At 61.2% G+C, this 25,145-nt stretch carries 22 protein-coding genes and 1 pseudogene; 14 read left to right on the top strand and 9 right to left on the bottom strand.

The features are described from left to right. Positions 1-6: 6 nt before the first annotated feature. Positions 7-1,341 (bottom strand): dicarboxylate/amino acid:cation symporter, encoded by a 1,335-nt coding sequence (locus tag V8P77_RS02590; RefSeq protein ID WP_335910553.1) that lies wholly within the window; start codon positions 1,339-1,341, stop codon positions 7-9. 223 nt (positions 1,342-1,564) lie between these two features. Here V8P77_RS02590 and V8P77_RS02585 point away from each other — a divergent pair, with 223 nt between their 5' ends. Both V8P77_RS02585 and V8P77_RS02580 read left to right on the top strand, forming a co-directional pair. Further along, positions 1,565-3,433 carry a sensor histidine kinase gene (locus V8P77_RS02585; RefSeq protein WP_335910551.1) on the top strand — a complete coding sequence of 623 codons (1,869 nt, stop codon included), beginning with the start codon at positions 1,565-1,567 and terminating at the stop codon, positions 3,431-3,433. A 4-nt stretch (positions 3,434-3,437) separates the two neighbouring features. Next, positions 3,438-4,784 (top strand): sigma-54-dependent transcriptional regulator, encoded by a 1,347-nt coding sequence (locus V8P77_RS02580; RefSeq protein WP_335910549.1) that lies wholly within the window; start codon positions 3,438-3,440, stop codon positions 4,782-4,784. Positions 4,785-4,816: 32 nt separating this feature from the next. Here the strand turns inward: V8P77_RS02580 and V8P77_RS02575 are convergent, their stop codons facing one another. Further along, a complete protein-coding gene (locus V8P77_RS02575) occupies positions 4,817-5,284 on the bottom strand; it encodes an Lrp/AsnC family transcriptional regulator (protein WP_025395421.1) in 468 nt (155 codons plus the stop codon). Between the two features lie 230 nt (positions 5,285-5,514). Between V8P77_RS02575 and trxB the strand changes: the two genes are divergently transcribed. The 6 genes from trxB to V8P77_RS02545 all read left to right on the top strand — a co-directional run bounded on the left by trxB (position 5,515) and on the right by V8P77_RS02545 (position 11,449). Further along, positions 5,515-6,489 (top strand): thioredoxin-disulfide reductase, encoded by a 975-nt coding sequence (gene trxB, locus V8P77_RS02570; protein WP_335910546.1) that lies wholly within the window; start codon positions 5,515-5,517, stop codon positions 6,487-6,489. A gap of 22 nt (positions 6,490-6,511) precedes the next feature. Beyond that, positions 6,512-7,408, top strand: coding sequence for a LysR family transcriptional regulator VtlR (locus V8P77_RS02565; RefSeq protein ID WP_018446649.1), 897 nt, complete (start codon positions 6,512-6,514; stop codon positions 7,406-7,408). A gap of 553 nt (positions 7,409-7,961) precedes the next feature. Beyond that, the gene (locus V8P77_RS02560; RefSeq protein WP_180694499.1) at positions 7,962-8,255 is read left to right on the top strand and encodes an ArsR/SmtB family transcription factor; all 294 of its coding nucleotides are present in this window, start codon (positions 7,962-7,964) and stop codon (positions 8,253-8,255) included. Position 8,256: 1 nt separating this feature from the next. Then, positions 8,257-9,423, top strand: a complete 1,167-nt coding sequence (locus V8P77_RS02555) for an MFS transporter (protein WP_335910545.1) — start codon at positions 8,257-8,259, stop codon at positions 9,421-9,423. A 25-nt stretch (positions 9,424-9,448) separates the two neighbouring features. Beyond that, on the top strand, positions 9,449-10,573 hold the full coding sequence (locus V8P77_RS02550) for an alkene reductase (protein ID WP_335910544.1): 1,125 nt from the start codon (positions 9,449-9,451) through the stop codon (positions 10,571-10,573). Between the two features lie 75 nt (positions 10,574-10,648). Beyond that, positions 10,649-11,449 carry an aminoglycoside phosphotransferase family protein gene (locus tag V8P77_RS02545; protein ID WP_335910543.1) on the top strand — a complete coding sequence of 267 codons (801 nt, stop codon included), beginning with the start codon at positions 10,649-10,651 and terminating at the stop codon, positions 11,447-11,449. Here the strand turns inward: V8P77_RS02545 and V8P77_RS02540 are convergent. Beyond that, positions 11,446-12,468, bottom strand: a complete 1,023-nt coding sequence (locus V8P77_RS02540) for an NAD(P)H-binding protein (RefSeq protein ID WP_335910542.1) — start codon at positions 12,466-12,468, stop codon at positions 11,446-11,448. The genes V8P77_RS02545 and V8P77_RS02540 overlap by 4 nt on opposite strands. Positions 12,469-12,562: 94 nt before the next feature. Here V8P77_RS02540 and V8P77_RS02535 point away from each other — a divergent pair, with 94 nt between their 5' ends. Both V8P77_RS02535 and V8P77_RS02530 read left to right on the top strand, forming a co-directional pair. After that, entirely contained in the window at positions 12,563-13,489 is a 927-nt protein-coding gene (locus V8P77_RS02535) for a LysR family transcriptional regulator (protein ID WP_335910541.1), read from the top strand. Next, a pseudogene (locus V8P77_RS02530) lies at positions 13,467-14,085 on the top strand (GrpB family protein); the annotation flags it as partial. The gene V8P77_RS02535 and the pseudogene V8P77_RS02530, both read left to right, overlap by 23 nt. On the opposite strand, the gene V8P77_RS02525 reads toward V8P77_RS02530, so the two are convergent. Continuing rightward, on the bottom strand, positions 14,062-14,343 hold the full coding sequence (locus tag V8P77_RS02525; RefSeq protein ID WP_335910540.1) for a DUF2188 domain-containing protein: 282 nt from the start codon (positions 14,341-14,343) through the stop codon (positions 14,062-14,064). The pseudogene V8P77_RS02530 and the gene V8P77_RS02525 overlap by 24 nt on opposite strands. 231 nt (positions 14,344-14,574) lie before the next feature. On the opposite strand from V8P77_RS02525, the gene V8P77_RS02520 reads away from it, so the two are divergent. Beyond that, the gene (locus V8P77_RS02520) at positions 14,575-15,672 is read left to right on the top strand and encodes a calcium:cation antiporter (protein ID WP_335910539.1); all 1,098 of its coding nucleotides are present in this window, start codon (positions 14,575-14,577) and stop codon (positions 15,670-15,672) included. Between the two features lie 105 nt (positions 15,673-15,777). Here the strand turns inward: V8P77_RS02520 and V8P77_RS02515 are convergent, their stop codons facing one another. The 5 genes from V8P77_RS02515 to V8P77_RS02495 all read right to left on the bottom strand — a co-directional run bounded on the left by V8P77_RS02515 (position 15,778) and on the right by V8P77_RS02495 (position 19,735). Then, a complete protein-coding gene (locus tag V8P77_RS02515) occupies positions 15,778-16,647 on the bottom strand; it encodes a 3-deoxy-manno-octulosonate cytidylyltransferase (RefSeq protein WP_335910538.1) in 870 nt (289 codons plus the stop codon). A gap of 46 nt (positions 16,648-16,693) precedes the next feature. After that, positions 16,694-17,599, bottom strand: coding sequence for a glycosyltransferase family 8 protein (locus tag V8P77_RS02510; RefSeq protein ID WP_335910537.1), 906 nt, complete (start codon positions 17,597-17,599; stop codon positions 16,694-16,696). A 182-nt stretch (positions 17,600-17,781) separates the two neighbouring features. Continuing rightward, positions 17,782-18,168 (bottom strand): type II toxin-antitoxin system VapC family toxin, encoded by a 387-nt coding sequence (locus V8P77_RS02505; RefSeq protein ID WP_335910536.1) that lies wholly within the window; start codon positions 18,166-18,168, stop codon positions 17,782-17,784. A 2-nt stretch (positions 18,169-18,170) separates the two neighbouring features. Further along, complete coding sequence (locus tag V8P77_RS02500; RefSeq protein WP_335910535.1) at positions 18,171-18,431, bottom strand: type II toxin-antitoxin system Phd/YefM family antitoxin; 261 nt, start codon at positions 18,429-18,431, stop codon at positions 18,171-18,173. Between the two features lie 101 nt (positions 18,432-18,532). Continuing rightward, positions 18,533-19,735, bottom strand: a complete 1,203-nt coding sequence (locus V8P77_RS02495; protein WP_018495440.1) for a pyridoxal phosphate-dependent aminotransferase — start codon at positions 19,733-19,735, stop codon at positions 18,533-18,535. Between the two features lie 376 nt (positions 19,736-20,111). Here V8P77_RS02495 and V8P77_RS02490 point away from each other — a divergent pair, with 376 nt between their 5' ends. From V8P77_RS02490 to V8P77_RS02480, 3 genes are all read left to right on the top strand, one after another. Continuing rightward, the gene (locus V8P77_RS02490) at positions 20,112-21,740 is read left to right on the top strand and encodes an ArnT family glycosyltransferase (RefSeq protein WP_335910534.1); all 1,629 of its coding nucleotides are present in this window, start codon (positions 20,112-20,114) and stop codon (positions 21,738-21,740) included. 228 nt (positions 21,741-21,968) lie between these two features. Next, positions 21,969-24,362 carry a marine proteobacterial sortase target protein gene (locus V8P77_RS02485; protein WP_507237384.1) on the top strand — a complete coding sequence of 798 codons (2,394 nt, stop codon included), beginning with the start codon at positions 21,969-21,971 and terminating at the stop codon, positions 24,360-24,362. Beyond that, positions 24,352-25,125, top strand: coding sequence for a class GN sortase (locus tag V8P77_RS02480; protein WP_335910532.1), 774 nt, complete (start codon positions 24,352-24,354; stop codon positions 25,123-25,125). Before V8P77_RS02485 ends, V8P77_RS02480 begins: the two co-directional genes overlap by 11 nt. The last annotated feature ends 20 nt before the right edge of the window (positions 25,126-25,145 follow it).

Below are 25,145 nucleotides of genomic sequence, written 5' to 3'. Positions count from 1 at the left end.
GGCTGACTATTCGGCCGGCTGGAGCCCGGCAGCCGAAATATCCTCTCCGGTCTGGCCGCCCAGTGCCGCAGCGAGCTGCGCCGTATCAAGCTCATTTTCCCAACGCGCGACGACGATCGTCGCAACCGCATTGCCGACGAGGTTGGTCAGTGCCCGGCATTCGGACATGAAGCGGTCGATGCCGAGGATGAGCGCCATGCCGGCGACGGGTACGGATGGGACGACGGAGAGCGTTGCGGCAAGCGTGATGAAACCGGCGCCGGTGATGCCTGCGGCACCCTTGGAGCTCAGCATCGCCACCAAGAGCAGCAGGATCTGATCACCCCAGGACAGCTGAATGCCGGTTGCCTGGGCAATGAACAGCGCCGCCAGCGTCATGTAGATGTTGGTGCCGTCGAGGTTGAAGGAATAGCCTGTCGGAATGACGAGGCCGACGACCGAGCGCTTGCAGCCGGCCTTTTCCATCTTGTTCATCAGTCCCGGAAGGGCGGCCTCCGAAGACGAGGTGCCGAGGACCAGCAGCAGTTCTTCCTTGATGTAGCGCAGCAACGCCACGATCGAGAAGCCGTTGTAGCGGGCGACGGCGCCGAGAACGACGAGGACGAAGAGCAGGGAGGTGACGTAGAAGGTGCCGATCAGCATGGCGAGATTGGCGATCGAACCGACGCCGTACTTGCCGATGGTGAATGCCATGGCGCCGAAGGCGCCGATCGGAGCAGCCTTCATGAGAATGGCGACGAGCTTGAATACGGGCGCTGTCAGGGCATTGAGGAAGTTGACGACCGGTTCGCTCTTTTCGCCGACCATGGCGAGCGCGATGCCGAAGAGCACCGAGAAGAACAGTACCTGCAGAATGTCGCCATCGGCAAAAGCGCCGACGATCGTCGTCGGGATGATGTTGGTCAGGAAACCGACGATGCTCTGTTCATGCGCCTTTGCGGCGTAGCCGGCGACGGCAGCCGGATCCAGCGAGGCAGGATCGATGTTCATGCCGGCGCCGGGCTGGACGACATTGGCGACGATCAGGCCAATGATGAGCGCCAATGTCGAGAATGTCAGGAAGTAGAGCATCGCCTTACCGGCGACGCGGCCGACCTTCTGCAGGTCGCTCATGCCGGCAATGCCGGTCGCAACCGTCAGGAAGATGACGGGGGCGATGATCATCTTGACGAGCTTGATGAAGGCATCGCCGAGCGGCTTCAGCTGGGTGCCGAATTCGGGATAGAAATGGCCGAGAAGGATACCCGCGGCGATGGCCGCGAGAACCTGGACGTAAAGATGGGTATAAAAGGGCTTCCTGCCCTTGCCGTCTGCGACTGCATCGAGTGGTGCTGCGATCATGATGTCCTCCTAATGGCTCGTCCGGAACGAACTCCGGCCTCCCGAGCCGTTCGCTTCAAGTCCAACAGCTCAGCCGTTGTTGCCACCTCCTTCGCAATCGGCGTGCCAGTTTTACGAAGCCCACCAACAAATTGATTTTATTAAAGAAAATTTACAGGACCGCTGATGACTAATTCAGCAATGCGGAAATCCGCACAAATGCGTTTGCGTTTCGTGCAGAAAGATGCACAAATCCGCCATGTCCGTGTCGCAGAAATTGTGGCCTTCCCTGCCCCTGCAACACCGCATCCGCCGGATGTGGTGGGCCTATGCCGTGCTCGCCCTCCTCGCTGTCGTGGCAAGCCTGTGGGCCAGCGGCGAGATCGGTCGGCACCGGGCGGAGGCCGCCATCGAGGAACAGGCCCGCATGGATGCGAGGCTGAATGCGGCTTTGCTGCGCACGGTTCTCGAAAAATACCGGGCGCTTCCCTTCGTGCTGTCGCAAGATACCGCAATCGCCGCGGCACTGGCAGGCAGCGATGTCGGCACGTTCGACCGACTCAGTCAGAAGCTGGAAATGCTGGCAGTGGGCACCAAGGCCGCCGTCATCTATGTCATCAACAAGGACGGCATGGCGGTTTCGGCCAGCAACTGGCGCGAACCGACGAGCTTCGTCGGCAATGACTATCGTTTCCGGGAGTATTTTCAGGGGGCGGTGGAGCGAGGACAGGCCGAGCACTTCGCGCTCGGCACGGTCAGCAAGAAACCGGGCCTCTATATCTCCCAGCGGATCTCGGGCGCCAATGGCCTGCTGGGCGTCGTCGTGGTCAAGGTCGAATTCGACGACATCGAGGCGGATTGGAATGCCTCGGGCACCCCGTCCTACGTCGTTGACGAGCGCGGCATTGTCCTCATCACCAGTCTTCCATCATGGCGGTTCATGACGATCGGCCGGATCGCCGAGGATCGGCTGACGGCGATCCGCGAGAGCCTTCAATTCGGCGATGCGCCGCTTCAACCGCTGCCTCTCGACATGGTCCGAAACCTCGGCGACGGGCTCGATGTCATCGAGATCGTCATGCCCGGCGATGCCGGAAAAACCAGGTTTCTCGATGTCGCAACGTCGGTGCCGGCGACCGGATGGCATTTGCAGCATCTCGTGGCGCTCGAGCCGTCAGTCGATGCGGGGATTCGTGAAGCCCGCATGCTGGCATTGCTGATACTCCTGCCGCTGCTGGCCGGAGCAGCCTTCCTGTTGCGCCGCCGCCATGTGATCAGCCTGCGAATCTCCAGCGAACAGCGGGCGCGGGAGGAACTGGAACGGCGCGTTGCCGAGCGGACGCTGGATCTCAGCCAGGCGCGGGACCGGCTGCAGGCTGAAATCGTCGGCCACAAGAGCACGGAACAGAAATTGCAGGCCGTGCAACAGGATCTGGTGCAGGCCAACCGGCTAGCCATTCTAGGTCAGGTGGCAGCCGGCGTCGCCCATGAGATCAACCAGCCGGTGGCAACCATTCGTGCCTATGCGGATAACGCCCGCACCTTCCTCGATCGCGGCCAGACGGCGCCTGCCGGCGAAAATCTCGAAAGCATTGCGGCGTTGACGGAGCGCATAGGTTCGATCACCGAGGAGCTGAAGACCTTTGCCCGCAAAGGCCGCGGCAGCGCCGAACCAACCGGGTTGAAGGACGTCATCGAGGGCGCGGTGATGCTGTTGCGCAGCCGGTTTGCCGGCCGCATGGATACGCTCGACATCGACCTGCCACCCGCCGAGCTGCAGGTGATGGGAAACCGGATCCGTCTCGAGCAGGTGCTGATCAATCTGCTTCAGAACGCCCTGGAGGCGGTGGCGCCGAGGGCCGGAGAGGGTCGCGTCGAGGTCAGAACATCCACCGATGCAGGGATGGTAACGGTGACGGTTGCCGACAACGGTCCCGGCATCCCGCCGGAGATCCGCAAGGGCTTGTTCACGCCGTTCAATACTTCGAAGGAAAGCGGCCTCGGCCTCGGCCTGGTGATCTCCAAGGACATCATCGGCGACTATGGCGGCCGGATGGAGGTTTTAAGCGACAGCAGCGGAACCCGGTTTATCGTTCAGCTAAGGAAGGCCTGAGATCATGGAAACGCCGACCCCTGTTGCGCTGATCGACGACGACAAGGATCTGCGCCGCGCCACCGCCCAGACGCTCGAACTCGCCGGATTTTCCGTTTTCGCCTATGACGGTGCGAAAGCCGCACTGGCGGATCTGCCGGCGGACTTTGCCGGCCCCGTCGTCACCGATATCCGCATGCCGGAGATCGATGGACTGCAGCTCTTCGCCACGCTGCAGGGCATGGATGTCGACCTGCCGGTGATCCTGATGACCGGCCACGGCGATATTCCCATGGCCGTTCAGGCGATCCAGGACGGCGCCTATGATTTCATCGCCAAGCCCTTCGCAGCCGATCGGCTGGTCCAGAGCGTGCGTCGCGCAAGCGAGAAGCGGCGGCTTGTTCTGGAGAACCGCATGCTGCGGAAGGCAGCCGAAGATGCGCAGGAGAATTTGCCGCTGATCGGCCAGACGCCTGTCATGGAAAACCTCAGAAACATTCTTCGCCACATCGCCGATACCGATGTGGACGTGCTCGTCGCCGGCGAAACGGGCAGCGGCAAGGAAGTGGTTGCCCAGATCCTGCATCAGTGGAGCCACCGCAGGAAGGGCAATTTCGTGGCGCTGAACTGTGGCGCCCTGCCCGAAACCGTCATCGAAAGCGAACTGTTTGGCCACGAGGCCGGCGCCTTTACCGGCGCCCAAAAGCGCCGCACGGGCCGCATCGAACATGCAAGCGGCGGCACGCTTTTCCTCGACGAGATCGAAAGCATGCCGGCCGCCACGCAGGTCAAGATGCTGAGGGTGCTGGAGATGCGCGAGATCACGCCGCTCGGCACCAACGAGGTGCGCCCGGTCGATCTTCGCGTCATCGCGGCTGCCAAGATCGACCTCGGGGATCCCTCGGTGCGCGGCAATTTTCGCGAGGATCTCTATTACAGGCTGAATGTCGTGACGATCTCCATTCCGCCGCTGAGAGAACGTCGCGATGATATTCCGCTGCTGTTTTCCCACTTCGCCGCTCGCGCCGCCGAGCGCTTCCGTCGCGATGTCCCGCCGCTTTCACCGGATGTGCGGCGGCATCTCGCCTCGCACACATGGCCGGGCAATGTCCGCGAGCTCTCGCATTATGCCGAACGCGTAGTGCTTGGCGTGGAAGGTGGGGCAACGGCGGCGGTCTCTCCGCAGCCCACAGGCGGGACACTTCCCGAACGGCTGGAACGATACGAGGCGGAGATCATTCGCGACGCGCTGTCGGCCAATGACGGCGACGTGCGCCGCACCATCGAGGCGCTCGGCATTCCGAGAAAGACGTTCTACGACAAACTCCAGCGCCACGGCATCAATCGAGGCGGCTATATCTCGCGCAAGTAGTTGGCGATGATGTTTGGCCTGCCGAGGTGGTGTTAGACTTCCACCAGCCCCAGCTTCTTCACCTGCCGGATCGTCAGCATGGTGCGCACGGTATCGACGTGTTCGTTCGCCGTCAGCACCTCGATGACGAAATCCTGGAAGCCGGTGAGGTTCTCCGCCACGCAATGCAGCAGGAAATCGCTGTCGCCGGAGACCATCCAGGCCTGGCGTACCAGCGGCCATTCGGCGGTGGCGGCGGCGAAGGCCTTGAGATTGCCTTCCGACTGATGCTTGAGGCCGACCATGCAGAAAGCGACGAGGTCGAAGCCGAGCTTCGGGCTGTTCAGCATCGCGTGATAGCCCTCGATGATGCCGGCTTCCTCGAGCTTGCGCACCCGACGCAGGCAAGGCGGCGCCGAGATGCCGACGCGATCGGCGAGCTCCACATTGGTCATGCGGCCATCGGCCTGCAGCTCCCGAAGTATCTTTATGTCGATGACATCGAGTTCCGCACGACCCACATCATTGCCTTTCTTTAATTCTCCGCGGGGAGCTTCTATATAAAGCCGCGGAATACGCAAGAAAGTTTCACGCCGATGACGGATTCTTGCACATCCGGGTGATTTGCCTTGTTGGTAACGCAAGGCTGCCCTTGAATAAAAGCATTGGAAGTTCATAAATGGCGCATGGGCGCGAAACGGCCGCAATCGCTATCTAGCCGCCGCCCTCCTGCCAGTCGAAAGGAAATGACATGCCTGCCCGCCACACGAAGGTGCTCATCATCGGTTCCGGACCCGCAGGCTATACCGCCGCGGTCTATGCCGCGCGCGCCATGCTGAAACCGGTTTTGATCGCCGGTCTCGAACAGGGCGGCCAGCTGATGATCACCACCGATGTCGAGAACTATCCGGGCTTTGCCGATCCGATCCAGGGTCCCTGGTTGATGGAACAGATGCTGCAGCAGGCAAAACATGTCGGCGCCGAGATCGTCAACGACCTCGTGACCGAAGTCGACATGAACCAGCGCCCCTTCGTCGCCCGCACCGACAGCGGCCAGATCTGGACCGCCGATACGCTGATCATCGCCACCGGCGCCAAGGCCAAGTGGCTCGGCATCGAGAGCGAACAGCATTTCCAGGGCTTCGGCGTTTCGGCATGCGCCACCTGCGACGGTTTCTTCTATCGCAACAAGGATGTGATCGTGGTTGGCGGCGGCAACAGCGCCGTCGAGGAGGCGCTCTATCTCTCCAACATCGCCAAGTCGGTCACATTAGTGCACCGTCGCGACTTCTTCCGAGCCGAGAAGATCCTGCAGGAACGCCTGTTCTCCAAGGACAATGTCAAGGTTCTGTGGAATACCGAAGTGGCTGAGATTACCGGCACGCCGGCCAAGCCGCCGATGCCGCAATCCGTATCCGGCGCGCGCCTGCGCGACGTCAGAACCGGCGCGATCACCGAGGTGGCGATCGACGGCGTATTCGTCGCCATCGGCCATGCGCCGGCAACCGAGCTGTTCAAGGACAAGCTGAAGCTGAAGGACAATGGTTATCTCTGGACCGCGCCGGATTCGACTGCGACCAGCCTGGACGGCGTCTATGCCGCGGGCGACGTGACGGATGATACGTTCCGCCAGGCGATCACTGCCGCCGGCCTGGGGTGCATGGCAGCACTTGAAGCCGAGCGATATCTGACGGGCCACATGCCCGTCGCCGTGGCCGCGGAGTAAGATCGGCATGAGGGGTGGGGGAATGCCATTGGATTGGGACAAGCTGCGTATTTTTCACGCAGCTGCCGAGGCGGGTTCGTTCACGCATGCGGCGGATAAACTGCATCTGTCCCAATCCGCCATCAGCCGCCAGGTCAGCGCGCTGGAGCAGGATGTCGGCACCAAGCTGTTTCACCGCCATGCGCGCGGCCTGATTCTGACGGAACAGGGCGAGCTGCTTTACCGCACCGCCCATGACGTGCTGCTGAAGCTCGAAACCGTTAAGATGCAGCTCACCGAGACGACCGAGACGCCATCCGGCAAGCTGCGCGTCACGACGACGGTCGGCCTCGGCCAGGGCTGGCTGACCGATAAGATCCAGGAATTCCTGCAGCTTTATCCCGATGTGCAGATCCAGCTGATCCTCGACAATGAGGAAGTGGATGTGAACATGCGTCATGCCGACTGCGCGATTCGCCTGCGCCAGCCGCAACAATCCGACCTCATCCAGCGCAAGCTCTTCACCGTGCACATGCACGTCTATGCGGCCCCCTCCTACATCAACCGTCACGGCGAGCCGCAGAAGGTCGAGGATCTCGACAATCACCGCATCATCACCTTCGGCGAGCCGGCACCGAGTTATCTGCTCGATGTCAACTGGCTTGAGGTCGCCGGCCGCTCATCCGACAACAAGCGTATTCCGCATCTGCAGATCAACAGCCAGACCTCGATCAAGCGCGCCGCCCTTCTCGGCATCGGCGTCGCCTGCCTGCCGGATTACATCGTCGGCCGCGACCCAGGCCTGATTCAGCTGGCGATCAACGCCGACGTCCCCTCCTTCGACACCTATTTCTGCTATCCCGACGAGATCAAGAACGCCGCCAAGCTGAAAGCCTTCCGCGATTTCATCGTCAGCAAAGCCAGAAACTGGAACTTTTGAGCTGGTTTTATTGATGAATTGCCGACTATGCAGAACACGCATGACTGGCATGCACAAATGAGGGTTGCCGTTTGCCCAATAAACCACCATATCGCACATAGCTGATGCACATGGTGGCTTTTCCTCCCAGTTCCACCGCATTAGCTGTTCCCCTCTGGAGGTTTTTGACCTTCACACTTATAAGGGCCCTGGTTTTCCAGTGGCCCTCTTTTTTTGCCTTTCTTCCTCAGCGAAATGCCGCATCGCAAAAAAATTGTGCGACGCATAGCAGACATGCACAAAAAAGCATTGAAACCTGCTCAAGGAAGCACCATATCCCTCTCAGCTGATGCATCTTGTGGTTTCTCTCCCAGTACCACCGCATTAGCTGTTCCCCTCTGGAGGTTTTTTGACCTTCACAATTATAAGGGCCCTGGTTTTCCGGTGGCCCTCTTTTTTTGCCCAAAATTTGCTCATTCAATAAAATCCACCGCCTCACGCCTCCGTGATTTGCATATCGAGGCTTGACGATCGATATATCGGTCAGACACGATTTATAGTTCGGCAAACCACGATGGACAAAGACGAAATTATCAAGGCGCTCGCCCATCCCACCCGGATGGACATTCTGAACTGGCTGAAAAATCCCGAGAAGCATTTCCCCTCGCAGGAGCATCCTTTCGAAATGGGCGTTTGCGCCAGCCAGTTCGAGCGCTGCGGCCTGTCGCAGTCGACGGTCTCGGCCCATCTCGGCACGCTGCATCGTGCCGGTCTCGTCACCACCAAACGCGTCGGCCAGTGGATCTTTTACAAGCGCAACGAAGAAACCATCGCCGCCTTCCTCAAGCAACTGACGCAGGACCTTTAGAATGCCCCTCGCCCTCCTCGTTCTTGCCTTGAGCTCGTTTGCGATAGGCACCACGGAATTCGTCATCATGGGTCTGTTGCCGGAGGTCGCCGCCGATCTCTCGGTCAGCATTCCGCAGGCCGGATGGCTGGTGACCGGTTATGCCCTGGCGGTCGCGGTCGGCGCACCTGTGATGGCGATTTCGACTGCGAAGCTGAAGCGCCGCACCGCCCTGATTGCGCTGATGGCCTTCTTCATCGCAGGCAACCTGCTTTGCGCTCTGGCGAGCGACTACTGGGTGCTGATGATCGCCCGCGTCGTGACAGCACTCTGCCACGGCGCCTTCTTCGGCATCGGCTCGGTGGTCGCAGCCGGCCTCGTTGCCGAAGACCGCAAGGCTCGCGCCGTCGCACTGATGTTTACCGGCCTGACACTTGCCAATGTCCTCGGCGTGCCGCTTGGCACTGCGATCGGCCAGGCCTATGGCTGGCGTGCCACCTTCGGCGTCGTCACTGTCATCGGTATCGCCACCATTCTCGGCCTGATCGCCATCCTGCCCAGGGACAAGCAGCAACAAAACGGCAGCATCCTGCGCGAGATCGCGGCACTCAGGAATGGCGGCCTGTGGCTGGCACTCTCCACCACCGTCTTCTTCGCCGCCTCGATGTTCGCCCTCTTCACCTATATCGCGCCGCTGCTGCGCGACGTCACCGGCGTTTCGCCGGAGGGTGTCACCTGGACGCTGTTCCTGATCGGCCTCGGGCTGACCATCGGCAACCTCGTCGGCGGCAAACTCGCCGACTGGCGGCTCGGCGCAACGCTTGCCGGCGTCTTCGCCGCGATCGCCATCACCTCGATCACCTTCAGCTATACGAGCCGCTTCTTCATCCCGGCCGAAATCACCCTCTTCCTTTGGGCAATGGCAAGCTTTGCCGCCGTGCCGGCGCTTCAGGTCGGCGTCGTCGGCTTCGGCAAGGACGCACCAAACCTGGTCTCGACGATCAACATCGGCGCCTTCAATACCGGCAATGCGCTCGGCGCCTGGGTGGGCGGCCTAGTCATCGACGCCGGCTTCGATCTCACCCGCGTTCCGCTCGCCGCGGCCTTGATGGCCCTGATCGGCCTCGGGGCCACGGCACTCACCTATCTCTCCGCCAGGGGCCGGGCCGCCCTCGCCCCTGCCGAGTGATCCTCCCGCAAAAGAAAGGACCATCATGGCCAAGCTTTTCGACCCCACGAAAGTCGGCGACATATCCGTCAAGAACCGCATCGTCATGGCGCCGCTCACCCGCAATCGCTCGCCGGGCGCAATCCCCAACGACCTCAACGTCGAATACTACCGTCAGCGCGCTACCGCTGGCCTCATCATCACCGAAGCAACGGCGATCACCCATCAGGGCCAGGGTTATGCCAACGTGCCGGGCCTCTACAGCAAAGAGGCTATCGACGGCTGGAAGCGCGTCACTGACGCCGTTCACGCAGCCGGTGGCAAGATCGTCGTCCAGATGTGGCATGTCGGCCGTATCTCGCACACGACGCTGCAGCCGAACGACGGCAAGCCGGTTTCATCGACCAGCCGCATCGCCAAGGCCAAGACTTATCTGGTCAATGCCGACGGCACCGGCAGCTTTGCCGATACCTCCGAACCGCGCGCGCTCGAAACCGCCGAAATCCCCGGCATCATTGAGGATTACCGCAAGGCTGCCCGTGCGGCGATCGACGCCGGCTTCGACGGTGTCGAGATCCACGGCGCCAACGGCTACCTGCTCGACCAGTTCATCCGCGACGGTATCAACGACCGCACCGACCAATATGGCGGCTCGATCGAAAACCGCACCCGTCTGACCTTCGAAGTCGTCGATGCCGTGGTCAAGGAAATCGGCGCCGGCCGCACCGCGATCCGCATCTCGCCGGTAACGCCATCAGGCGAAAGCTACGATTCCAATCCGCAGGCGACCTTCACCCATGTCGTCGAAGGGCTGGCCAGATACGAGCTCGCCTATATCCATGTCATCGAGGGCCAGACCGGCGGCGACCGCGACTACAAGCAGGGCGACAATCCCCCCTTCGATTACAAGGCGCTGTGCCAAGCGTATGAAAGAGCCGGCGGCAAGGCCGACTGGATGGTCAACAATGGCTACGATCGCGATCTGGCGATCGACGCCGTCGCAAGCGGCCGCGCCGATCTCGTCGCCTTCGGCAAACCCTTCATCGCCAATCCCGATCTCGTCGAGCGCCTGGAACACAACCTGCCGCTCAACACGCCCGACCAGTCGACCTTCTATGGCGGCACCGGCAAGGGCTATATCGACTATCCCATTCTCGAAAAGGTCGCCTGAACCTTTCACACGCGAACGCGAATCCCGCTGAAAGGCGGGATTTCCATCTTCAACGCGTTTTTGTAGGGTGCCGTCATGTTCGCTTCCTACCTTGATCGCTGGTCGCTGATATCAGACGGCGAGCCCATCATCACCCACTCCAGCCGCCTCCTGCCGGTCCTCTGGCAGGATAAGCCTGCCATGCTGAAAGTGGCGGCCGATATCGACGAACGATACGGCGCGCTTCTGATGCAGTGGTGGGACGGTGACGGCGCAGCCTATGTCTATGCCCATGAGGGCGATGCCGTGCTGCTCGAAAGGGCGACGGGAAAACGCTCGCTGCTTGCCATGGCGATGAACGGCCAAGACGATGAGGCAAGCCGCATCCTCTGCGGGACGGCAGCACGGCTGCATGCCCCGCGCGAAAAACCGCTTCCCGATCCCATCCCCCTTACCCGCTGGTTCCGCGATCTGGAGCCGGCAGCAGGCAAGTATGGCGGCACGCTTGCCGATTGCTCTGCGATCGCCAACGTCCTCCTTGCCGATCAGCGTGATGTCACCATCCTCCACGGCGACATCCACCACGACAATATCCTCGATTTCGAGGCACGCGGCTGGCTGGCGATCGATCCGAAGCGGCTCCATGGTGAGCGCGGCTTCGATTTCGCCAATATCTTCGCCAACGAAGAACTGCCTGTCATCACCGATCCCGCCCGTTTCCGCCGCCAGCTCGCCATCGTCTCAGCGGAGGCGAAGCTGGAGCCGAAGCGGCTGCTGCAATGGATCGCCGCCTATTCCGGTCTTTCCGCCGTCTGGTTCCTCGGTGATCCGAATATTCAGCAGGCAGAAACGGCCCTGACGGTCGCCCGGATCGCGCTGGCCGAACTCGAGAGCTAACCAGCGTTCTGCGACGGGTGCCCGATAAGGGCGGCCGCCGTGCCACGATGCGGTTCGGGCAGGCAGCCGAGCGCCACGAGCGAAGCCCTGACCGCCTCGTCGATCGATGTCTGCGGTTCCCTGCCGAGCTCAGCCGTAAGCCTGGGGTTCCGCATCCGCACCGGCACCTTCCAGAGATAGCGCATCTCCTTGATTTCCCGCATCACAGGAACGAAGGGCGCCGCCAGCGGCACGATCCACCAGGGAAAGCCACCGATCTTCGCCTTGCCGCCGGCAACGCGCTTGATCGCTTCAGCCATCTGCATGCCATCAGCATCCCAGAAGCCCTCCATGTGATAGACGGCGAAGGCCGGCAACCGATCGGCCCGCTCGATGAGCTGGGCGATAGTTTCAGCCATGTCTGGCAGGTAGGCCCATTGATGACCGACGCCGCGCCGACCCGGGTTCCTGATCGTGCCGACCGGCTTGCCTGGAGTCACGAGACCAGACGAAAACCAGCTATTGGCCGTCGTGCCTGGGCCGAAGAAATCCCCTGCCCTGACGATGATGACGCCGGTGCCGGACTCCGACGCGACCTTCAGCCGCTTCTCCATTTCGACGCGGATCGCCCCTTTCTTCGTCGCTGGATTTTGCGGGCTTTCTTCCGTCAGTGCCGGCAAGGCATCGGGACCGAAATTATAGACGTTGCCCGGCAGCACGATGCGCACGCCGACAGCGCGAGCAGCGGCGATGGTATTGTCGAGCATCGGCAGCACCAGCCTTTCCCAGTCGCGATAGCCGGGCGGATTGACGGCATGGACGATCAGGCCGACCGCTTCGGCCGCCCTCAGGACGTCGCCCGCATTCATCGCATCGCCCTGCACCCATTGGAAAGCCGGCTCGCTCCTCGACGCCCTGGCGGCGTCACGGTTCAGCGCCCGGACGCGCCAGCCGCGCGCAAGCAGCTTGCGGGCAACCGCGCCGCCGATACCGCCTGTCGCACCGAGAATAAGGGCCGTCATCTTCATTTCGCTGCTCATGACAATCATCTCCTTCGATCGGATGAGAGGATCATGCCATCAGAATGACATCAACGAAATTGACGAAAGAAATACATCTGCTATACAAAAATATATGAGTGTGGAGCCAAGTTGGGATTTCTACCGCAGTTTTCTGACCGTGCTTCAGCAGGGGTCGCTTTCGGCCGCCGCCCGTGAACTGGGGCTGACGCAGCCGACCATAGGCCGCCATGTCGATGCACTGGAACTGGCGATCGGCGCCGAACTCTTCACCCGCTCACCGAACGGGCTGCTGCCGACCGACGCCGCATTGGCGCTAAAGCCCTACGCCGAAACGCTGGCGGCAACCACCGCCGCCCTTTTGCGCACCGCATCCGGTCAGCGAGAGCGTGTGGCGGGAACGGTCAGGGTCAGCGCCAGCGAAGTTATCGCCGTCGAAGTGCTGCCGGCGATTCTCGGACCGCTGCAGGAGACCTATCCCGAACTGCAGATCGAGCTCTCGGCATCCGATATGATCGAGGACCTGGTGAACCGCGAGGCCGATATCGCCGTGCGCATGGCCGAGCCGCAGCAGCATGCACTCGTCGTGCGCCGCATCGGCGATATCCCGCTCGGCTTTCATGCCCATTGCCGCTATCTCGAACGACACGGCATTCCGCAAACCCTGGCTGACCTCGCAAACCACCGGCTTATCGGCTTCGACCGGCAGACGGCCTATGTCCGAATGGTGATGAAACGTTATGCGATGCCCGGCATCAAATTCTCCTACAGGACCGACAGCAATCTTGCCCAGCTTTCCGCAATCCGAGCTGGCGTCGGCATTGGCATCTGCCAGATCGGACTTGCCCGCGAGGACCCTGACCTTGTCCACGTCCTGCCCGATGCCTTCACCATTCCGCTCGGCACCTGGGTGGCGATGCATGAGAACCTGAAGTCTTCGCCGCGCTGCCGGACCACTTTCGACGCGCTGGTCAAGGGGCTGCAGGACTATCATCGATATTCGACCTGGCGGGAACGAGATGGCAACGCACAATCCGGTTGAGCTCGTGCCCTATGATCTGCAATGGCCGCAAGCCTTCCAGCGCATCCGCGGCAGGCTTCTGGCTTTGCTGCCGCAGGTTGCCCATCGATCATATCGGCAGCACGTCCGTACCAGGCATGATCGCCAAACCGCTTATCGATATCGACATCGCTCTTCCCGGCCTCGAGCACATCGAGGACGCCACACGCAGGCTTCTGGCCGAAGGCTATGAGCCGCGCGGCAACCGCTATGACGACGAAGTCTACAGCGCCGCGCGTCTTTTCAGACGCGCAATGGACGCTGTAGCACTTTGAATGGCTGCATAATTTTACCCTTAAATCGATTCCGATTAAGGAATTATGCAGCAGGCGTTTTTATCGAGAGATTCAGTGCCGGCGGAACGGGTCTACCTTTGCCCGGCAGGCAACGGCACGCATCGAAACAGGCTGGCTTTCCGGGATTATCTCATCGCGCATCCACATGCAGCGGCCGATTATGCCGCACTGAAACGCAGGCTGGCGGCCGAATTCCGGATGGACGGCGACGGTTATACCGCGCATAAGCGCGAATTCGTCGATGGACGATCGCTAATTTCAGATGCCTTGCGAGGCCCCGGCGGTGCGATCCTTCCACAGGCCGTCCACCACCTCGGTTTCCGGCCGGTCGCCGCCCTCGGCATATTCCTCATGCCACTTGCCGTTCTCGTCCTGCCAACTGATCTCGGCGGAATCGCCGCCGACCTGCTGTTCGGCCGCGACGATGCGCGCAGCTTCGAGCGCCTCGGCATGGGTCGGGAATGCCTCTGAATAGACACCTCCCAGCCTGTAGGCCCAGCCGCCGTCATGCGGCACGACTTCGTAGACCACCTTGATCATGCATCCGTCTCCTCATCTTCTTGTTGCGCATTCGCACGCTTCCGGAAAAGATCCGGATAATCGCGGCCGCTTGACGAGAATTCGAGGACGCCGCGATCTGCTTTCCGGCCCCGATGACGTTCAGTATTCCATTAAACGCCGAAGACTGCAAATGGCGCTCGATCGAGGCTCGCTTGATATGCGAAATCAGTGACTTAGATAGAAGGCATGAATCGGGACAGGAGCTGAGGCTTGGGGATCGCGTCACGCTTTAAAGAGGAAAAGTTTCTTGTCGCCGCACTTGTCGTTGCAGCGATCGCCTATTTCTTCGAACACGCGGTGATCGAAATGGGGCGCGGCCTCGCGCTGATTGCCGCCGCTGGCCTGGTCGGCACCATCGTGCTCGCATCGATCCGCGTTGCCCATCATGCCGAGCTGCTCGCCGTCAAGGTCGGCGATCCCTATGGCACGATGATCCTGACGCTTTCGGCCGTCGCCGTCGAGGTCATTATCCTCGCCATCATGATGAGCAGCGAGAGCTCGCCGACGCTGGTGCGCGACACGATTTATTCGGCGCTGATGCTCGATATCAATGGGATTCTCGGCCTGGCCGCCCTGCTCGGCGGCCTCAAGCACGGCGAACAGCCCTACAACGACAATTCCGGCAAGACCTACGGCGTGATGATCCTCACCGCCATGGGCATCTCGATGATTGTGCCGGAATTCGTGCCGAGCGACAAATGGCACTATTATTCCGCATTCACCATCGTCGCGATGATCGCGCTTTATGGCCTCTTCCTGCGCATGCAGGTTGGCCAGCACAGCTATTTCTTCAGCTACAGCTATCCGCGCTCCGAACGGAAAAAGGAAAGTCCGCATGAGCATGACCACGACGAGGCGGCCGCGATCTCGATTGCCACCATTCTCGTCGGCGTCGTCATTATCGGCCTGCTCGCGGAGTTCATGGCTGCCTTCATGGCCGAAGGCCTGCGCGACAGCGGTGCCCCGATCGCCGTGACCGCCGTCGTCGTCGCAGCGATTTCGGCCGCCCCCGAGATCCTGACCGCGTTGAGGGCAGCGCTCAGGAACCGCATGCAGGCGACGGTCAACATCGCCATGGGCGCCTCGCTGTCGACGGTCATCCTGACTGTGCCCGTCATGGAGGCGATCGCGCTCTATACCGGCCAGCCCTTCCTCATGGCGATGACCCCGGTACAGACGGTGATGGTGGCGATCACGTTGATTGCCGCGGCAATCAACCTCAACGACGGCGAGACCAACGCCATCGAGGGCATGACACATTTCATCCTCTTCGCCACCTTCATCATGCTGACGGCGCTGGGGCTTTGAAGGCTTCGTCTTCCCGACAGGGGAACGGATAGCAGTGATCCGCACGCGTAACGTCAACTCAGAGAGCAGCCTGACAGCCCACCTTTTGAGGAGAGCTTTCGACAGTCATTCCTTCGACTTTTCGAGGAAACGCTGCTTGCGGGTTTTCGGCTTGAAGCGCCGGAAGAAACCCTCGATGGCGCGGATGGATTTGGTGACGGACATGAGCCTGTCGATCTGGCTATTTGCGTTGTGGAGCCGTTCCGACAGGACTTCGGCCGCCGTAATCGCGATCTCGATCGGCGGCACCTGTGGAAACCGTCTGGCAATTGCCGCATAGGGGCTGGTATCCACGCCGCCCATCATCGAGATCGTGCCCATCCGTGCAAAGAGACGCAGGAAGATCTGCTCGAACGTCCAGTCGTGCACGTCGAAGACCTTCCACTTCTCGCTCCTCTTCGCCGAAAAACCGGCAAGCAGGATCTTGCCCGGCAGTTGCAGCTCGGCGAGCCACAGCGCTACTGCAAAACCACTCGTCGCGATCTTGCCCACCGGATAGAGGTCGACGAGCATTTTCGTCAGATCAAGGTGGCGGGTTTCAGCGCCTTCGAAGCGGCCCTCCTCGCTGAAGTTTTCCTCCGGGGAGACGCGAATGTTGACGACACCCAAAAAATCGTCGCCAGCAAAGAAGCGCAGGACATCCGCCGCCTCGCGCCGGTGGACGATATTGGCGCCCATTACGCCGCTGCGGGCAAACAGCACCGCATGGCCGGCGAAGGGCTCGTCGAGCACCTTATAGACATTGTTGAAGAAGACGTAGAGCGCCGTCTCCGGCAACTCGCTTCGCAGCCGTGTGAAATCGACGGCTTCGCTGTTTGCCACCAGCACGACGTGGGAATAGTGCGACAACAGCGCCTTCCACGCATCCGGCGTCAGAAAATTGAAGCCGCTATCCGGGGTAGCCATGGTCTGCGTGTCGCTGGGGATTGCTTCCATATCGGCTCACATGCACTTTCCAAGGACGATGCGCTTTGCCGTCCGACTAGCTGTTGCTGAAATAAGCGCGTGTCCGTGCCAGCCGCGCCAGCCCGCCGATCCGCTTTCCCAAATGCGAAAGGAACGCCGCGATCCGGCCCGTCATCGACGGCTGCCTGCAGAAGGAAGCCCATGGCGTATTGGCGAGATCCTCGGCATAACGCTTGGCCATCCGGCGATGCACCCAAGGCACAGTCGCCTGCCACGGCTTTTTCCGGCCGGTAAAATGGATGATCACCGGCCGGCCGACGAAAGGCAGGAGACCGGTCTGCGTGTTCCAGCGCGGATCGAGCACCAGCCAGTCGCCATCGAAAGTGACGTTTAGCGCATCCTGGTCGTTATTCTCAAAGAGATGCGACCGCTCCTCGAAAATCTCCCGTGTCCTGGCAAAAAGCCCCCTCGACCGGCAGGCAGACCAGTCGAACAGCAGCACGCCGGCATTGAAATAGCGCCCGCCCTCGCGCATGCCGATCTTCCGCTGCCGTGCGCCGGCCTTCTCGGGAAAGGCCATGACATAATCGTCTATGGCGGCAAGCGCCCTGCCCTGCAAATTCATGGTGAAGAGGTCGTCGACCGGCGCAACCGCAAGCACATCGGCATCGAGATAAAGCAGCCGCTCGACATGATCGGGAATGTGCAGATCCATGTAGAGCCGCGCCAGCGTCGCACCCGACCAGCGGCCCCGCGCCTGCAGCGCCGTATCCGGCGTATGGTAGGGCAGCACCTTGATTGCCATGCCGTGCAGCCGCGCGAAATTTCCGACCTCGGCGATCTCGTTCGGCTTGAGGTCGATGCCGAGAAGCAGGAACTCCACAGTGGAACTTGAGAGATTGCGCTTGACGGAAAGCAGGGTGCAGCAGGCGGCCGGCAGCATGTTGACATCCGAACAGACGATCACGGCACTCTGCTGCAAAATCCCGGCCTCCCGAAGCGGCAACTTAAACTTGATGCCGGATATCTAGTTGGTTTGATGCCAACCCGCAACCGCAGATCACCCGCCTGATCGTCGCTCCGCGTCACGTTTTGAATCGGATTTCAACGACTTGCGAGGCAAAGCGGATTCAGATGAGGAGCATATTGAATCGGAACGTGAACTTAGAGCCGCAGCGCCAATGGATGATCGACGAGCAGCCGGTCGACTGTTGTAAGCTGCAGTCCCTCGACCTTGCACTGAGCGAGTAGCAAGCGATCAAAGGGATCGCGCGTCTCCGGCTCGGGGTCGGCGGCGGTGATGACGTGCGCGATATCGATGGGCAGGATCGTCAGCCCGGTCTCTCCTAGATAAACGGGAATGGTCTCGAGGGGCAATCCGGGCTGCAATTTTCCAAGCCTTGTCTTGATGGCAATTTCCCAGAGGCTGGCGACGCTGACGAAACCGATGGCGGCACCGTCCGAAAGCACCTGCTCGACACGCGGAAAACGCTCCGCCAGTTTCTTCTGGGCAATTGCAATCACCATGTGCGTGTCAAGCAGCAGACGCATGATCACGGCAGCGGCTTGAGAAGAAAATCTTCCGGCAAAGGATCGTCGAAGTCGTCGGCGATATACATCTCCGTGCGCGTGATACCCTTGGAACGAAGATAGGCTTCGCCGGCTTCCACGTTCAAACCGCCGCGTTTTTGATGCGGCACGAGATCGAACACCGGCCGGCCGTTGCGTGTCACGACAATGGTTTCACCTTCCTCGACCTCACGGGCGAGTTCGGTCAGGCGGTTCTTCGCATCACGGATCGAAACGGTCTTCATGCAGGTAAATGTAGCTACATGCAGCTACATCGTCAACGTCGCCGCAAAGAAAAAGGCCCGCCGTCGCCAGTAGGCCTTCGATTGATGTCTTTGAGAACCGCTTACTTGCAGGCGCCGCAGAAGCGCTGGATGCGGCGGCAAGCTTCCTCGAGCAGCTCTTCCGAAGTCGCGTAGGAGATGCGGAAGTTCGGGCCGAGACCGAAGGCCGAACCGTGAACGACGGCGACGCCTTCCGTTTCCAGAAGCTCGGAAACGAAATCCTCGTCCGTCTCGATCACCTTGCCCGACGGAGCCGTCTTGCCGATCAGGCCGGCGCAGGACGGATAGACATAGAAGGCGCCTTCTGGCACCGGGCAGACAATGCCCTTGGCCTGGTTCAGCATCGAAACGACGAGATCGCGACGACCTTCGAAGATCTTCTTGTTCGCAGGGATGAAGTCCTGCGTGCCGTTCAGCGCTTCGACAGCCGCCCACTGGGCGATCGACGTCGCACCCGAGGTCTGCTGACCCTGGATCATGTCCATGGCCTTGATGAGCTGGATCGGACCGGCCGCATAGCCGATACGCCAGCCGGTCATCGCATAGGCCTTGGAGACGCCGTTCATCGTCAGCGTGCGGTCGTAAAGCTTCGGTTCGACTTCCACAGGCGTGACGAACTTGAAGTCGCCATAGGTCAGGTGCTCGTACATGTCGTCGGTCAGCACCCAGACCTGCGGATGCTTCATCAGGACATCCGTCAGCGCCTTCAGCTCGTCCTGCGTATAGGCCGCCCCCGTCGGGTTGGACGGCGAGTTGAAGATGAACCACTTGGTCTTCGGCGTGATCGCCTTTTCGAGATCGGCGGCCTGGAGCTTGAAGTTGTGCTCCTGGGTGGCCGAAACGAAAACCGGCGTGCCGCCGCACAGCGCCACCATCTCAGGATAGGAAACCCAGTAGGGCGCCGGGATGACGACTTCGTCGCCGGGATTCAGCGTTGCCATGAAGGCGTTGAAAAGGATCTGCTTGCCGCCGGTGCCGACGATCGTCTGCTCCCAGGAATAATCGAGGCCGTTCTCGCGCTTGAACTTGGCGGCGATCGCCTTGCGCAATTCCGGGATACCGGAAACCGGCGTGTACTTCGTCTCGCCGCGGTTGATCGCGTCGATGGCGGCCGTCTTGATATTATCGGGCGTATCAAAATCCGGTTCACCCGCGCCAAGGCCGATGACGTCACGTCCTTTTGCTTTCAGCTCGCGCGCTTTCTGGGAGACGGCGATGGTGGCTGAAGGCTTCACACGGGAAAGAGCATCGGCAAGGAAGGCCATGATATCGGTCCTATTGGTTGAAACGGGCAGAAAGCCGGGACCGGAGTTCTGCGGTTAGCTCTATGTCCAATGTATGACGGCATTTCAAGCGCAAAGGCGTGATGGGGGCAATGATTCTTATTGATCGCTTCGCCGCACCGGCGAACCGCCCCCCGTCTCTTTCCGAAAGGGTTTGCGACCCGCAGGTGAAACGCTCCGAGAGGAGCTTAAAGATCATCGCCAACATCCGAATGACCTGACCTTCGACATCACGCCGATCGGCTGCGGCCAGCCGACCGCGCTTGCGGCGAGATTCCGTCCAGCCTAATCTTCCTCTCGATCCGATGCCGGCGCGTATCGTGCGGTGTCGGGCGTCAGTGGGAAGGACACGGTTTAGATGAGCGACGACCCGAAATTGGATCGTGCCCAAGGTCAGCAATGTCAGCAGCAGACCATCGGCCGGAACATGGCTGCTCGCAAATACCCGAGCCTCGACACGGCGATCTTGCTGGGCATCCTGTTTATTGCCATCGTCTTCAGGTTTCATAAGATCACCTTGCCGCTGGTCGACGGCTTCAGCTGGCGCGAGATAAGCACCGCAATGATGGCCGACAATTTCCAGCAGCGCAGCTGGAACATCTTCTTTCCTGAGGTCAGCTGGACCGGGCCCGGGCCAAGCTATCAGGGCCGCGAGTTCCAGATCGTCAGCTATCTCACGGCCTTGCTCTACCAACTCTTCGGCTGGCACGACTGGTTCGGCCGCACGGTTGCGGCCTTCTTCGGTCTGGTGACGGTGTTTTCGCTACACAGGCTGACGGCACTATGCTGGGACAAGATGCACGCCCACGCGGCGGCACTCGCCTATGCGCTGATGCCGGCGGCGATCATGATCGACAGCTCCTTTCTTCCCGATCCCGCGATGCTGGCCTTGGTCACTCTTGGTGTCTGGCTGTTCGTCAAATACTGGGCCGGCGGCGGCGGCTGGCTCTTGCCGCTCGCCACGCTCAGCTTCTCGCTCGGCGTGCTGTCAAAGCTGCCAGGCATCGCTGCCGGCGCCGTCATCTTCTACCTGATGGTCTACTGGATTCGGGAGAAGAAACGAAAGCAGGCGACCGCGGTCTTCCTGTCGGGGCTTCTGAGCCTGGCTATCATCGCCGCTTATTACATCTGGGCGATTTATCTCGGCCGCAGCTATCCGCCCTTTCATATCGCCGGCGGCGGCTATATCTGGGATGACGGCTTCTGGGCATACGTCAAGGACAGGTTCTACTTCAAATCGGCGTGGAACACGTCGGTCTGGTGGTTCTACGGCTATCCGTTCCTGGTGCTGCTGGCGGTCGGCTTGTGGATGCCGCGCAGCCCCGCCGAAGACCCGAAGCAACGCACTCTTTCGGCCATTCCCTATGTATGGGCGGCCGCGGCCACGATCCTCTATCTGGCGGCGGCAGGCGAGATCACCAGCAATGTGTGGAACTTCCACATCTTCCATGTGCCGGTCGCGATGTTCTGCGGCCGCGGCGCACTTCTTCTGGCAACGCTTGCATCGCGAACGGTTCTGACCCCCGCGGTCGTGCTTCGCGCGATCTGCATCGTGGCCATCGCGCTTGCCTGGTCGACCTTGCCCCTCGTCAGGACGATGAAGAAGCCAATCGCCATGAACGGCAAGCTGCTTGGCGAGGAACTGGCCCGGCTGGCGAAACCTGGCGATCTCGTTGTCGCTACCGCGCCCGACGTCGGCGACCCCGTCGCAGTCTACTACAGCAGGGTGCGCGGCTGGGTGTTCCCGCCTGGAGGAGGCGATGCGGACTGGTCGAAATTCGTTGCGGATGATGCCACGGCGATCGCCCAGCTCGATGAACTGCGGGCGCAAGGCGCGGATCTGTTCGGCGTAACCAAGAACGCCACCGACCATCAGGACTTGCGGTTCGTCGAGCATCATGTTGGCGTCATCGACTATCTGGACAAGACCGCAACCAAGCTTGTGGATTCGGACGATTTGCTGGTCTACAGAATCACCCGTCCTTGAACATCGCGACAATCTGAGGCCGCGGACTTAAACAGGGTAAGGCCTCCAGCGCATTACTTTCGCGGTGCTGACGATCATGTTTTTCGTCTTTTGAATTCAGAGAGATGGCCGGATTTCGCCGTCGCCACGAATAAGCCGCAACAAATGCCGCGCCACGCCGCAATTCCGTCGCGAACGCGCCGAGATCGAAGCCGCATCATCCGGCATCCGAAATTGGTTATTGAGGGTATGCCAATGTTTCTGGAAGATGAGTTTATCATAGGGCGCATGCGTGCGCGCCGATTTTCCGTTTCAGTCCTTGTTGCCATCACCGCCTTTGCCGCCTGCATCGCAGCGATACTGGGGCTTGCCTCCGCCGCCCGCGCTGCCGAGACGCCGCCGGCATCCGCCCAGCTTGCGGCGCTTGTCCGGCCGAACGACGTCAATAGCGGCTCGCTGCTCTTTCCGTCGAAGGAGCCGGGCTTCTATGTCGAAGCGCCGCGGCTGAAAACCGACGTCGCCATCGATGTCTCCGGCCCGATCGCCAGGGTGAAGGTGACGCAGCGCTTCCAGAATCCGAGCCAGGGTTGGGTCGAAGGCACCTATGTCTTCCCGCTGCCGGACAATTCCGCCGTCGACGCGCTGAAAATGCAGATCGGCGAACGCTTCATCGAAGGCCAGATCAAACCGCGCCAGGAAGCCCGCGAGATCTACGAGCAGGCCAAGGCCGAGGGCAAGAAGACGGCGTTGCTCGAGCAGCAGCGGCCGAACATCTTCACCAACCAGGTCGCCAATATCGGTCCCGGCGAAACCATCGTCGTCCAGATCGAATACCAGCAGACCATCCACCAGTCGGGCGGCGAGTTCTCGCTGCGCTTCCCGATGGTCGTCGCTCCGCGCTACAATCCGGCGCCGATCGTTCAGACTGTCGAGTTCAACAACGGCGCCGGTTTCGCCACGCCGCGCGACCCGGTGGAAAACCGCGATAAGATCGAAGCCCCCGTGCTCGATCCGCGTGAGAATGCCAGGATCAATCCGGTTTCGCTGACCGTCGACCTCCGGGCCGGTTTCCCGCTCGGCGATGTCAAATCGTCCTTCCACGCGGTCGATATCAGCCAGGATGGCGACCAGGCGAGGACGATCAGCCTGAAGGCGGACACCGTTCCCGCCGATAAGGATTTCGAACTCACCTGGAAGGCCGCTCCCGGCAAGATGCCGAGCGCCGGCCTCTTCCGCGAAGTGATTGCTGGTAAGACCTATCTGCTCGCCTTCGTCACCCCGCCCACGGCCCCGGATACGGCAACGCCGCCGGCAAAACGCGAGGTGGTCTTCGTCATCGACAATTCCGGTTCCATGTCCGGCCCGTCGATCGAGCAGGCGAGGCAGAGCCTGGCGCTTGCCATCTCCAAACTGAACCCCGAAGACCGCTTCAACGTCATCCGTTTCGACGATACGATGACGGACTATTTCAAGGGTCTCGTTGCTGCGACGCCTGACAATCGCGAAAAGGCGATCGCCTATGTCAGAGGCCTGACTGCCGACGGCGGCACGGAAATGCTGCCTGCTCTTGAGGATGCGTTGCGAAACCAGGGACCAGTCGCAAGCGGAGCGCTGCGTCAGGTCGTGTTCCTGACGGATGGCGCGATCGGCAACGAACGGCAGCTCTTCCAGGAAATCACCGCAAATCGCGGCGATGCCCGCGTCTTCACCGTCGGCATCGGCTCGGCGCCGAACACCTATTTCATGACCAAGGCTGCCGAGATCGGCCGCGGCACATTCACGGCGATCGGCTCGACCGACCAGGTGGCAAGCCGCATGGGCGAGCTTTTCGCCAAGCTGCAGAACCCAGCCATGACCGATATCGCCGCGACATTCGAAGGCATCGAAGCCGAGAATATCACGCCGAATCCGATGCCGGACCTCTACAGCGGCGAACCAGTCGTGCTGACCGCAGAGCTGCCTGAGGCGAAGCCCGCCGGCAAGCTGCAGATCATCGGCAAGACAGGCGACCAGCCCTGGCGCGTCGAGATGGATATCGCCAATGCCGCCGACGGCACCGGCATTTCCAAGCTCTGGGCGCGCCGCAAGATCGACGATTTCGAGGCCCGCGCCTATGAGCGTCAGGATCCGGCCGCGCTCGACAAGGATATCGAGACCGTGGCGCTCGCCCACCACCTCGTCTCCCGCGTCACCAGCCTGGTCGCCGTCGATGTCACCCCGTCGCGCCCGGCCGATCAGCCGCTCGGCTCGGCCAAGCTGCCGCTCAACCTGCCTGAAGGTTGGGACTTCAAGAGGGTCTTCGGCGAAAACGCTGTCCCGCCTGGCGGCGCAGAACGCCATGGCTCGGCTGCGCCGACAGGAAACGTCGGACCGGAGCTGGCTGCGGCCGAAACACCGGAATTGGCCGCATCGCCTAAGATTGCAAACATGATGGCCGCAGCCCCGACCGCCAAGGCCGCCACCATGATCGCGCAGAAGAGCTCTACCGTGAACCTGCCGCAGACGGCGACACGCGCCGACGAGCAGATCATCCGCGGGCTTACCATGCTGCTCGTGGCACTGACGGCGGCAAGCGGGCTGGCCGTCTGGCGGCGACGCCTCAAGGGCATTATCGCAGTCGGAGCCAAGCGAAATGGTCTCTAGGCTCTCTGCAAACCAGAACGGCGAAGCGGCCGAATTCGAGCCGCTTCCGACCTATCTGGAACTCGCCATGGCCGCCGCCATGGCCCACGACATGCCGAAACCGCGTCAGAAGAAGGGTTTCTTCCTCTGGCGTCTTTCCTCGATCGAAAAGGCGATCGCCTTTGCCATCGCCGGCCTTGCCTTCTATGGCTTGGCGCTGATCGGCGACGGCTTTCTGCTCAAGGCGAAAGCGGAGCTCTCCCAGATCCTGCTGAAACGCGCATTCGCCGCCGAATTGCGAGGCGAAGAGACAAAACCCTGGCCCTGGGCGGATTTCACCACGGAGGCCAAGGTGCGCGCCCCGCGCCTCGGCAAGGAGGCGATCGTGCTCTCCGGCGCCTCCGGCGAGGCTCTGGCCTTCGGTCCGGCCTGGCTCGTCAACACGCCGCAGCCCGGCGAGGAAGGCACCTCCGTCATCGCCGCCCATCGCGACACGCATTTCCGCTGGCTGCAATATGTAAGGCCTGGCGATACGATCGAGGTCACCCGCCGTGACGGCAAGGTGCTGACCTTCAAGGCCGGCGAGGGCCGCATCGCCCAATGGGATGCAAGCGGCATCGATCCCTCTTCCAATGGCCGCCGTCTCGCGCTGACCACCTGCTGGCCCTTCGACGCCACCGAGCGCGGACCGTTGCGCTACATCGTCGAGGCAGAACTGGTCGATAGCCAGGCGACGGGCTCCGTTCAACCGGCAAACACAAAGCCGTTATTGCAGGCCCAATGAGGTTGAAGCCCTTCCCTGCC

Origin of the sequence: Rhizobium aouanii (assembly GCF_037002925.1) — a bacterium.
Classification (GTDB): domain Bacteria; phylum Pseudomonadota; class Alphaproteobacteria; order Rhizobiales; family Rhizobiaceae; genus Rhizobium; species Rhizobium aouanii.
The sequence above is the reverse complement of the archived record's forward strand: the minus strand, read 5'-3'. Positions and strand labels throughout refer to the sequence as shown.